Genomic DNA, 2,941 nt, shown 5'->3' on the forward strand with positions numbered 1-2,941 from the left:
AGGAATGAACTTATCAGAGGTATGGATGCCATGTTAGAACGAGTATCCGATGTGCGGGATTCTCCCAATTTATTGAATACCATGTGGGTGGTTAAGAAAAATGATTTAAACCAGGAGATACAGAGTACACTAAAGACAGATTTTGAACGGATTGGCAAAGAAGGATTTATTGTTAAATCGGTGTTCCTGGATGGAAAGGGAATTTTACTGATTTCTGCGAACGAAGATGTAGGAATACTTTACGGAGTATTTAAATTGTTGCAATTGATGAAAATGCACAAATCACTCGATGGGATTAATATCGTAGAAACACCAAAGATTGAATTACGAATGCTCAATCATTGGGACAACCTTGACCGCACTGTAGAAAGGGGATATGCCGGGTTTTCACTCTGGAACTGGCAGAAATTACCCATTTATATAGACCAGCGCTATAAAGACTATGCACGGGCGAATGCCTCAATAGGTATTAATGCCACTGTATTAACCAATGTAAATGCCAATACCCTGGTATTGAACTCTGACTATTTAGAAAAGGCAGCTGCTTTAGCTGATGTTTTTAGGCCGTATGGGATAAAAGTATATTTAACAGCCAGGTTTTCAGCTCCCATTGAAATAGGAGGATTGAATACTGCAGACCCTTTGGATAAGGACGTAATTGAATGGTGGAATAATAAAGTAAAAGAGGTTTATAAATTTATCCCGGACTTTGGTGGTTTTTTGGTTAAGGCCAATTCCGAAGGACAACCCGGCCCACAGAATTATGGAAGAACCCATGTAGACGGGGCAAATATGATGGCATCTGCATTAAAACCATTTGGTGGATTGGTAATTTGGAGAGCCTTTGTGTATTCTGAAACGGATGCAACAGACAGGGCAAAACAAGCCTATACAGAATTTGTACCCTATGATGGTAATTTCCTGGATAATGTTTTGGTTCAGGTAAAGAACGGGCCAATTGATTTTCAACCGAGAGAGCCTTTTCATCCTATGTTTGGAGCAATGCCAAATACACCACTGGTTATGGAGTTCCAGATTACCCAGGAATATCTTGGTTTTAGTTCCCATCTGGTATTTCTTCCTAAACTTTACGAAGAAGTTTTAGACGCTGAGACCTTTCGAAAAGGCAAAAATACCACAGTGGCTAAAGTTATCGATGGATCGTTATTCAATAAAAAAATATCCGGAATGGCCGGAGTGGCAAATATTGGGACAGATATGAATTGGACTGGGCATCCCTTTGCGCAGGCTAACTGGTATGGATATGGACGTTTGGCATGGGATCCATATTTAAGTTCGGAAATAATTGCGGAAGAGTGGTTGCATTTAACCTATTCCAATAATCCAGAATTTGTTAAGCTTGTTAAAAGCATAATGATCACTTCAAGAGAAGCTGTTGTTAACTATATGACACCAATGGGTTTACACCATTTAATGGATACAGGTCATCATTATGGTCCGGGTCCATGGGTGAGTGATTTAAGCAGGCCTGAGTGGAATCCTACGTATTACCACAATGCCGATAAGAACGGTATTGGATTTGATCGTACCCCTTCAGGAAGCAATGCTACAGCTCAGTATGCCCCTGAGATTGCCAAAATTTTCAATGACCCGGAAACTTGCCCGGAAGAATACCTCTTGTGGTTTCATCATTTACCCTGGGATTATAAGCTAAAGAATGGAGGAATATTATGGGATGCAATTGCTTTAAAATATCAAAAAGGTGTTGACCAGGTAGAAGAAATGATTAGCATCTGGAAGCAGGCCAAAACTTATATTTCTGATGATCAATACAATGAAGTAAGGATGCTTCTTGAAATTCAGCTTCAGGAAGCCAGGTGGTGGAGGAATGCCTGTCTGCTCTATTTTCAAACATTTTCCGGAAAAGAACTGCCACCAGGTGTGGAAAGACCGGAAGAAAGCCTGGAGCATTATAAATCATTAAAATTCCCTTATGCCCCCGGGAATTAAGTGCCGGTGGAAATAAAGAACATTCTTTTTGATTATCTTTCATCAGTTTGTTTAGAAGATAACTTAAGGACCTTGATAAATGAAATCAATAACTTTTAAGCACAAAATAATGTAACTAAAATCAATTTATGGATCCTTTGAAATTTAAAATTTTAAGTGTGAAATTGTTGGCTGCAATCCTACTCTTTGGATGCAAGGATAAAACAACAAACAAAATATCAGAATCTTCCATAGATAAGCTTCCCGAAGATACAATCTCAACCATCAGAGTAAACCCTTTGCCATTAATTTCAGATATCTATACTGCTGATCCATCCGCACACGTATTTGAAGGAAAATTGTACATCTACCCTTCCCACGATTTTGAATCGGGTGTTCCGGAAGATGATTTAGGGAGTCACTTTGATATGAAAGATTATCATGTTTTCTCGATGGATAGTATTGGAGGAAATGTTACAGATCATGGGGTTGCTTTGGACATTAAAGACGTGCCCTGGGCAGGAAGGCAGATGTGGGCCCCTGATGCGGCAGAAAAAAATGGTATCTATTATTTCTATTTCCCTGTCAAGGATAAATCAGATATATTTAAAATTGGCGTAGCCACAAGTGAAAATCCTTATGGGCCATTTAACGCAAAAGAGCAGCCTATAGAAGGAAGTTATAGTATGGATCCTGCTGTTTTTGAAGATACCGATGGTGTCTATTATATGTATTTTGGGGGTATTTGGGGAGGTCAGTTACAACGATGGGCTAGCGGAACCTATAAGGAAGAAGATACCTACCCCCTTACAGACCAACCTGCCTTAACTCCTAAAATCGCGAAACTTGCTGATAATATGTTAAGATTTGCAGAGACCCCAAAAGATGTGCAGATTCTTGATAAAAATGGTAACCCAATACTGGCAGGTGATAATGAACGACGTTTCTTTGAAGCTGCATGGGTTCATAAGTATAATGGAAAGTATTATTT

The 2,941-nt window shown here is 39.3% G+C and carries 2 protein-coding genes; both read left to right on the forward strand.

From position 1 onward, the window contains the following. On the forward strand, positions 1-1,971 hold a 1,971-nt coding region (locus tag WBN20_RS09600; RefSeq protein WP_424281517.1), incomplete at its 5' end, for an alpha-glucuronidase family glycosyl hydrolase. A 128-nt stretch (positions 1,972-2,099) separates the two neighbouring features. After that, positions 2,100-2,941: family 43 glycosylhydrolase (locus WBN20_RS09605; RefSeq protein ID WP_424281518.1), on the forward strand; the 842-nt coding region annotated here is incomplete at its 3' end.

Source organism: Eudoraea sp., assembly GCF_049665975.1.
Lineage (GTDB): Bacteria > Bacteroidota > Bacteroidia > Flavobacteriales > Flavobacteriaceae > Eudoraea.